The organism is Corallococcus sp. AB045 (assembly GCF_003668895.1).
In the GTDB taxonomy this organism is placed as follows: Bacteria; Myxococcota; Myxococcia; order Myxococcales; family Myxococcaceae; genus Corallococcus; species Corallococcus coralloides.
In genome coordinates this window covers 1-6796 of the sequence record NZ_RAWN01000322.1, presented here as the reverse complement: position 1 = coordinate 6796, position 6796 = coordinate 1, and the positions used below count along the sequence as shown (strand labels likewise).

Here is a 6796-nt window from a genome sequence, read left to right as displayed (position 1 = left end):
GGGGATGATCCGCCAGGGCGTGGGTGCCATCCGGGAGATGTACGGGCTGACGCGGGGGCTGGGGAACCTGCGGGTGATGCTGGGCTCGGGGCTGCTGGGCATGGCGGCCTCAGGCCTGCTCAACCCGGTGATGCCGTTGTACCTGCGCGAGCGCGGGCTGGGCTTCAAGGAGATTGGCGCGCTCTACACGGTGGGGGCGCTGCTGCCCATCTTCGTGCAGCCGGTGCTGGGGGCTCTGTCGGACCGCCATGGGCGCAAGCCCTTCGTGGTGGGCCTGTCGCTCGTCACGTCGCTGATGGTGCCGGCGGTGGCGCTGGTGGACGACCCGCAGCCGCTCGCCGCCGTGATGATCCTCAAGATGCTGCTGTCGCGCAGCGCGGCGCCGGTGTCCAACGCGATGGTGGCGGACTTCGCGCCCTCCAGGCAGCGCGCCACCCTCTTCGCGCTGCTGGATGCCACGTCGAACCTGGTGTTCGTCGCGGCGCTGTTCGCGTCCTCCGCCGTCATCCGCACGCTGTCGGTGGCGGGCACCTTCTTCCTGGCGGGGGGCCTGTTCCTCGCGGGCAGCCTGCTGCTGCTGGGGCTGAACGAACCGGCGCGTCCTCCGCGCGCGGAGGCAGTGCGCGGTGGGGCGGGCGCGGCATGGGGCCTGGTGTTCCGGGGGCTCTGGTCGCCGTTCACCTACGTGAAGGACCGGCCGGGCGCGGCGGCGCTGTTCCTCTGGCAGTTCTTCTTCACCTTCGCGCTGGCGCTGTTCCCCACGTACCTGCCGCTGTACGCGGTGGAGCTGGGCGCGCCCCGGGAGGCGGTGGGGCCGCTGGTGGCGGCGTCGTGGCTGACGTACGCGTTCGCGCAGCCCTTCGGCGGACGGCTGTCGGACCGGCTGTCCCGGCGCGTGGGATTGATTGTGCCGGGCCTCGCGGGCATGGCGGTGATGGCGGCGGTGCTGGGGGCCGCGGGATGGCTGCCGGACGGCGCCGCGTTGATGACGCTGGTGGTGGCCTGGGTGCTGCTGGCCATCCCCGACGGCCTGCACCGCTCCTCCGCGTCCGCGCTGGTGGTGGAGCAGTCCCCGGCGCCCTCCGAGCGCGGCCGGTTCATGGGCGCGCTGGGCGCCTGCGGCGCGCTGGCCTCCGTGCTCGCGCCCGTCACCTATGGCTTCACCGCGCAGCGGGCCGGCATCGGCTCCACGTTCCTTCTTTCGTCTGTGGCCCTCGTGCTGGCGCTCGGCTGTGTGTCGCGCGTGCGCGAGGCGTCCTCCCACTCCACGCCTGAACCGGCCCCCGTGGCCGCCCTCACCCCTACCTCGGAGCCCGGATGAGCCCCCTTCGCCACGTGTGTCGCTGGGGCACCGCGCTGTTGGCCGCGCTGGTGCCCACGCTGGGACACGCTGATTCGACGTACAAGGTCACCGCGACGCGGACGCAGGACGTCATCACCATCGACGGCAAGGGGGACGAGCCCGCGTGGCAGGCGGCCCCGGAAATCGCCGGCTGGTACCTCACGCGCGTCAACTACGGCAAGCCCGCGCCGGACGACACCAAGGTCCGCATCCTCTACGACCAGGACAACCTGTACTTCCTCTTCCACTGCATCGACTCCAAGCCGGAGCGCATCACCGGCTACACGGTGCAGAACGAGGGGTTCCTCCACCAGGAGGACAACATCACCATCATCCTGGACACGTTCCTGGACCACCGGAACGCGTACTACTTCTGGACCAACCCGCTGGGCGTGCGCACCGACGGGCGCATCGTGGATGACGGCGAGGCGTTCTCCACCAACTGGCGCGGGGAGTGGGAGACGAAGTCCACCATCGTGAAGGACGGGTGGATTTCGGAGGTGCGCATCCCGTTCGCCAACTTCCAGTTCGAGGCGAAGGACGAGATGTCCTTCGGCATGCTCCTGGACCGCGAACAGTCGCGCAATCAGGAGTGGAGCAACTGGACGCCGGACGGCGTCAACAGCGCGAAGGTGAGCCGCTACCCGCACCTGGAGGGGCTCAAGGGCATCAAGCCGCGCTCCATCTTCAGCATCACCCCGTACGTGGCCAGCACGGTGGCGCTCAAGACCACGGATGACCGGGGCGTCTTCCGTCCCAACGTGGGCGCGGACGCGCGCATCGACCCGACGCCCTGGCTGTCGGTGAAGCTCACCGCCAACCCGGACTTCAGCGACGCGGAGGCGGACCAGAGCTTCCTCCTCTTGGACACGGACCTGCCGCTGCTGCCGGAGCGCCGCGCGTTCTTCACGGAGAGCGAGCACCTCTTCATCGCGCCCATCAACGTCTTCACCTCGCGCCGCATCGCGCTGAGGCCGCATGACCGGGTGTGGGGCGGCCTGCAGCTCACCGGCAGGGTGAGCGGTCTCAACTTCTCGCTGCTGGACGTGCAGCACCGCGACTCCACCGGCCGGGACGCCAATGGCCGCGAGATCTTCGAGAACGTCAACTCCGGCGTGATTCGCTTGCAGCAGGACATCGGCAAGCGGTCGATGATTGCCCTGGTGGCGCTCAACCGCAGCGGGCGGGGCGGGCTGTTCGGGGACTCGGACTTCCAGACGGTGGGCGTGGACGGCAACTTCCACCTCTTCGAGGAGTTCTTCATCCAGGCGCAGGCGCTGAAGAGCTGGAGCCCGCTGGGCAACGAGGACTCGGACGCGTACCACGTGGGCCTGCACCGCTTCGACACGCTGTCGGAGTTCTGGTTGCAGTTCGAGGACATCGGGAAGAACTACGCGAACCCGCTGGGCTGGACGCCGGTGGTGGACAAGCAGGGCTACAACTCGCGCCTGTTCCTGAACCCGTTCCCCGGGTGGCGCTTCCTGCCCCGGCTGGACGTGACGTGGGACTCGCTGTGGCGCCGCAACCACGAGGGCGAGCGCACGCGCTGGCGCAACCGCCTCAACGTGCAGCCCTACCTGCACCACGACTTCGCGCTCTACCTGGAGGGCATCTACGACGACAACCTGGGCTTCCGGGACCGGCTGGGCACGTTCGGCTTCACCCTGTTCCCGCACGACTGGCAGAGCTACACGCTGACGGCCGTCGCCGGCCGCTTCCTGGGCGGGGAGATCCGCGGCGTCAACGGCGCGGTGAACATGAAGGTGGGGCCGCACATCGTCGCGCGCTTCAGCGGCTTCTACACGCGCAACTTCAACGTGCCGACGAACAGCGACCTCTACGGCACGTCCGGGGATGGCTACAGCTTCTCCGGCTACGCGCAGCTGCGCTACCACTTCAGCCCGGACCTCTACGCGCGCCTGACGCTGCAGAAGGGCGGCGTGTACGAGCTGGCGGACTACAACTCCGTGAAGGGCACGTTCCTGGACGCGATGGTGGGGTGGCACTACCGCCAGTGGAGCGACATCTTCCTCGTCTACACGGATCAGCCCTTCGGCGGCTCCCAGGAGCGGCGGATCCTCTCGAAAATCTCCTTCAACTACTGACCTGTCCAAGGGCCATTCGCATGACCGCCGCCGACCCGCAGAGCCTCAAGCGCCGCTACGACGAGGTGTCCCCGAAGTACGACCAGGGCGCGCCGGACGCCACGGCCATCAAGCTGTTCTGGCTGACGTACGAACACCTCACCTGGAAGCCGGTGGAGGCGCTGCTGCCGAAGGACGGCACGGCCTGGCGCGTGCTGGACGCGGGCGGCGGGGGCGGCAAGTTCGGCACGCGCTTCGCGGAACGAGGGCACCACGTCACCGTGCTGGACATCTCTCCGGGCATGCTGGACGGCGCCAGGGCCCAGTTCGCCGCGAAGGGCCTGCTGGACCGCGTGACCTTCGTGGAGGGGAACGTCGCGGCGCTGGAGCTGCCGGACGCGGCCTTCGACCTGGTCTTCTGCGAAGGCGACCCGGTGTCGTACTGCCTGGATGCGTACCCGCGCGCGGTGAAGGAGTTGGTGCGCGTGGCGAAGCCGGGCGCGCCGGTGGTGCTGGGCGTGGACAACCGCTACGAGGCGTTCTCCGGCTACCTGAAGCTGGGCAAGCCGCAGGAGGCTTTCCGCACGCTCCACGACGGCCGCACGACGTGCCCGTATGGCCTGCCGGTGCACGCCTTCACGGTGCGCGAGCTGGAGCGCGCGGTGGCGGACGCGGGCGCGGAGCTGCTGGAGATTTTCGGCAAGCCGGTGATGTTCTTCGACATGCTCAAGGCGATGGCGGCCGCGCAGGGCGGCACCGCGGAGAAGCCGTGGGACGCGTGGGCCGCGCGCGAGGAGATATTGGCGTTGCAGGAGAAGCTGGCGCACGAGGGCTTCGCCGTCCTGGGACAGCACTTCCAGGTGATGGCGCGGCGCAAGGCCTGAAGCCATGGGCCTCCCCTTCCTGGGCGTGGGGCTCAGCTACCGCTGGGACCTCAATCCGCACCTGGCGCGTGGCAACCCCGGCGTGGACTGGCTGGAGGTGACGCCCGAGCACTTCCTGCCGCTCACGCCGGACTCGGAGCGGCGGCTGGAGCTGCTCGCGAAGCGCTATCCGCTGGTGGGCCACAGCCTGGAGCTGTCGGTGGGCTCGGACGGCGTGGACGCGCCCGGTTACCGGGACGGCTTGAAGCGCGTCCGCCACGTCACCCGGAGCGTCTGGCACGGAGACCACCTGTGTTTTACGCGCGTGGGGAACCTGCCCCTGCGAGCGCTGACGCCGGTGCCGCTGACGGAGGAGGCGGTGGCCACGTGCGTGCGCAACGTGAAGGCCGCGCGGGCGGACCTGGACGTGCCCTTCGTGGTGGAGAACATCGCGTATCTCTTCCACACGCCGCTCAACACGTTGGATGAAGCGGAGTTCCTGCGCCGCGTGGTGGAGAGCGCGGACTGCGGACTGCTGTTGGACTTGCACAACCTTTATTGCAACGCGATCAACCACGGGTTCGACCCGTATGCCTTCCTGGACCGGCTGCCTTTGGAGCGCGTGGTGCAGGTGCACCTGGCGGGCGGCGTCACGATGGAGGGGTTGAGATTGGACAGCCACTCCGCGCCGTCGCCGGAGGAGGTGTGGCGCCTGTTGGAGTACGTGGCGCCACGCAGCCCGGTGCGCGGGGTGAACTTCGAGATGGACAGCGGCTTTCCTCCCTTCGCGCGGCTGGTGGAAGAGCTGGCCCGCGCGCGCGCCATCCTCCAGCGCTGCGGCGCGAGCGCGGCTTGAGATGAGCGACCGACGATGAGCTATCCACGAACGTTGGAGGTCCTGGCGCGGCTGCACGTGGATCCGCGCTTTCGTGAAGCGTGGCGCCTCGATGCCCCCAAAGCCCTGGCCCCGCTGGGCCTGACGCCGTTGGACGCGGAGGCACTCCAGCGGGTGGATCCGGTGGTGGTGGAGCGCGCGGGCCGGATGATGGACTTCCACCGCACCGAGCGCGTGCGCGAACAGCTCCCCTGGGTGGACGAAGCGAAGCGACCGGAGTTGGGCCCGCTGCGAGCGCGCTTCCTCCAGGACGTGTTGCCTGAAGTGCTCAACCGCGAGGAGGCCATCGCGTACTGCCACTTCCTGGAGGCGGGCGAGCACGCCCCGCACGCGAAGCTCCTCCAGCGGCTGCCCGCCTACGTGCCACAGCTGGCGCGGTGCGAACGGCTGCGCCTGTCGCTCGCGTGGGGTCTTGCCCCCATGCCGGTGTCAGGCCCGCGCGTGGAGTCCTTCGACTACCCGGTGCTCACGCTGCTCGCCGCGCTGGACGCGCCGGGCTGGCCCCTGGTGGAGCCGAAGCCCACGCGCGTGGAGTACCTCAAGGTGCCTGGCCTGCCCGCCGTGATGTTGCGCGAGCTGCCGTCACCTTGAGGTGCCCCGTGCGCCTTCAGTGCTTGCGGTGGTGCGTCTTCTCGTAGGTGCCCATGAGCTGCGTCTCCCCCACGATGTGGCCCTCCATCGCCTTGAGCAGCTGCGTGCGGTTGGGCTGGTTCAGGTCCGGCAGCACCGTGTCCAGGGCGTACAGCTTGAAGAAGTACCGGTGGCTGCCGATGGGCGGCATGGGGCCGCCGTAGTCCTGCCGGTTGAAGTCGTTGCGCCCAAGCCGCACCCCCTCCGGCAGCACGTCCAGGGTGGCCCCGTCCGGGATGTTCTGGGTGTTGACGGGGAGGTTGTAGAGGACCCAGTGGCAGAAGGTGCGCTGGGGGTTCGCCGGGTCCGGCGCGTCCGGGTCCTCCACGATGAGCGCCAGGCTCTTGGCCCCGGCGGGGAGGTTCTCCCAGTGCAGGGGAGGCGCCTTGTCGTCGCCCTCGCCGGTGTAGGCGATGGGGATGGGCATCCCGTCCTTGAACTTCGGCGAGGTGAGCTCGAGCGGCTTCGGCATGCGTGACTCCTTGGGCATGAACGGCCAACGTGACCCCTGCCAAGCTGGCGATGCCGGAGTCCCGGTGCTGAGAGACGGAGGGCGCTCCGCCCGGCCGCCCGTCACCCCCCTGGGGGCGTGCCCCCGCTGATCCACCGGGCGCCCCCCGGGCCGCCTGCCCGGATAGGCCCTCGTTTAGAGGAGAAACCGCCCCCATGGCCCCGGCGCCGTGGTAGCTGCGCTTGCGGGTGCCGCAACCGCTGCTGGCGGTGGGGTGCCCCGCGCCCCCGTACCGGTTGCACGCGCCGCTCATTCGGTGCTAAGCGGCGCCCGCGCGTGTATGGGCGGGGTCGGGGTTGGTGAAGGAAACCCAAGACTTTCCCGGGGTTTGGTGAGGCGTCCGCATGGCAGACCAGGAGCCTCGGAAGCAGGCGGACGCGCCGGGCAGTGAGCTGGGCGAGACGGCCCGGCAGATGCGGGCGGCGGAGCCGTACATCTCCGCGGTCTGGAAGCTGGTGGGCGGGGCGGTGG

General features: G+C 69.6%; 6 protein-coding genes and 1 pseudogene. 6 read left to right on the top strand and 1 reads right to left on the bottom strand.

What is annotated here, in order from left to right; genetic code table 11:
* The 5 genes from D7Y21_RS39440 to D7Y21_RS39420 form a co-directional block, all read left to right on the top strand.
* The coding region (locus tag D7Y21_RS39440) for an MFS transporter (protein WP_147469513.1) at window positions 1-1321 on the top strand (1321 nt) is incomplete at its 5' end.
* Entirely contained in the window at window positions 1318-3447 is a 2130-nt protein-coding gene (locus tag D7Y21_RS39435; RefSeq protein ID WP_120560826.1) for a carbohydrate binding family 9 domain-containing protein, read from the top strand. The genes D7Y21_RS39440 and D7Y21_RS39435, both read left to right, overlap by 4 nt.
* Window positions 3448-3467: 20 nt before the next feature.
* Entirely contained in the window at window positions 3468-4310 is an 843-nt protein-coding gene (locus D7Y21_RS39430) for a methyltransferase domain-containing protein (protein ID WP_121718458.1), read from the top strand.
* 4 nt (window positions 4311-4314) lie between these two features.
* On the top strand, window positions 4315-5145 hold the full coding sequence (locus tag D7Y21_RS39425) for a DUF692 family multinuclear iron-containing protein (protein ID WP_121718457.1): 831 nt from the start codon (window positions 4315-4317) through the stop codon (window positions 5143-5145).
* A gap of 15 nt (window positions 5146-5160) precedes the next feature.
* Entirely contained in the window at window positions 5161-5775 is a 615-nt protein-coding gene (locus D7Y21_RS39420; protein ID WP_147469512.1) for a hypothetical protein, read from the top strand.
* A 16-nt stretch (window positions 5776-5791) separates the two neighbouring features.
* On the opposite strand, the gene D7Y21_RS39415 is transcribed toward D7Y21_RS39420, so the two are convergent.
* A complete protein-coding gene (locus D7Y21_RS39415) occupies window positions 5792-6286 on the bottom strand; it encodes a YbhB/YbcL family Raf kinase inhibitor-like protein (RefSeq protein WP_120560830.1) in 495 nt (164 codons plus the stop codon).
* Window positions 6287-6669: 383 nt separating this feature from the next.
* Between D7Y21_RS39415 and D7Y21_RS39410 the strand changes: the two are divergent.
* Window positions 6670-6796, top strand: a pseudogene (locus D7Y21_RS39410) (F0F1 ATP synthase assembly protein I); the annotation flags it as partial.

Bases quoted from the DNA above. Each gene is read 5' to 3' on its own strand.
- D7Y21_RS39435 (WP_120560826.1), top strand. From the start codon at position 1,318: ATGAGCCCCCTTCGCCACGTGTGTCGCTGGGGCACCGCGCTGTTGGCC.
- D7Y21_RS39430 (WP_121718458.1), top strand. From the start codon at position 3,468: ATGACCGCCGCCGACCCGCAGAGCCTCAAGCGCCGCTACGACGAGGTG.
- D7Y21_RS39425 (WP_121718457.1), top strand. From the start codon at position 4,315: ATGGGCCTCCCCTTCCTGGGCGTGGGGCTCAGCTACCGCTGGGACCTC.
- D7Y21_RS39420 (WP_147469512.1), top strand. From the start codon at position 5,161: ATGAGCTATCCACGAACGTTGGAGGTCCTGGCGCGGCTGCACGTGGAT.
- D7Y21_RS39415 (WP_120560830.1), bottom strand. From the start codon at position 6,286: ATGCCGAAGCCGCTCGAGCTCACCTCGCCGAAGTTCAAGGACGGGATG.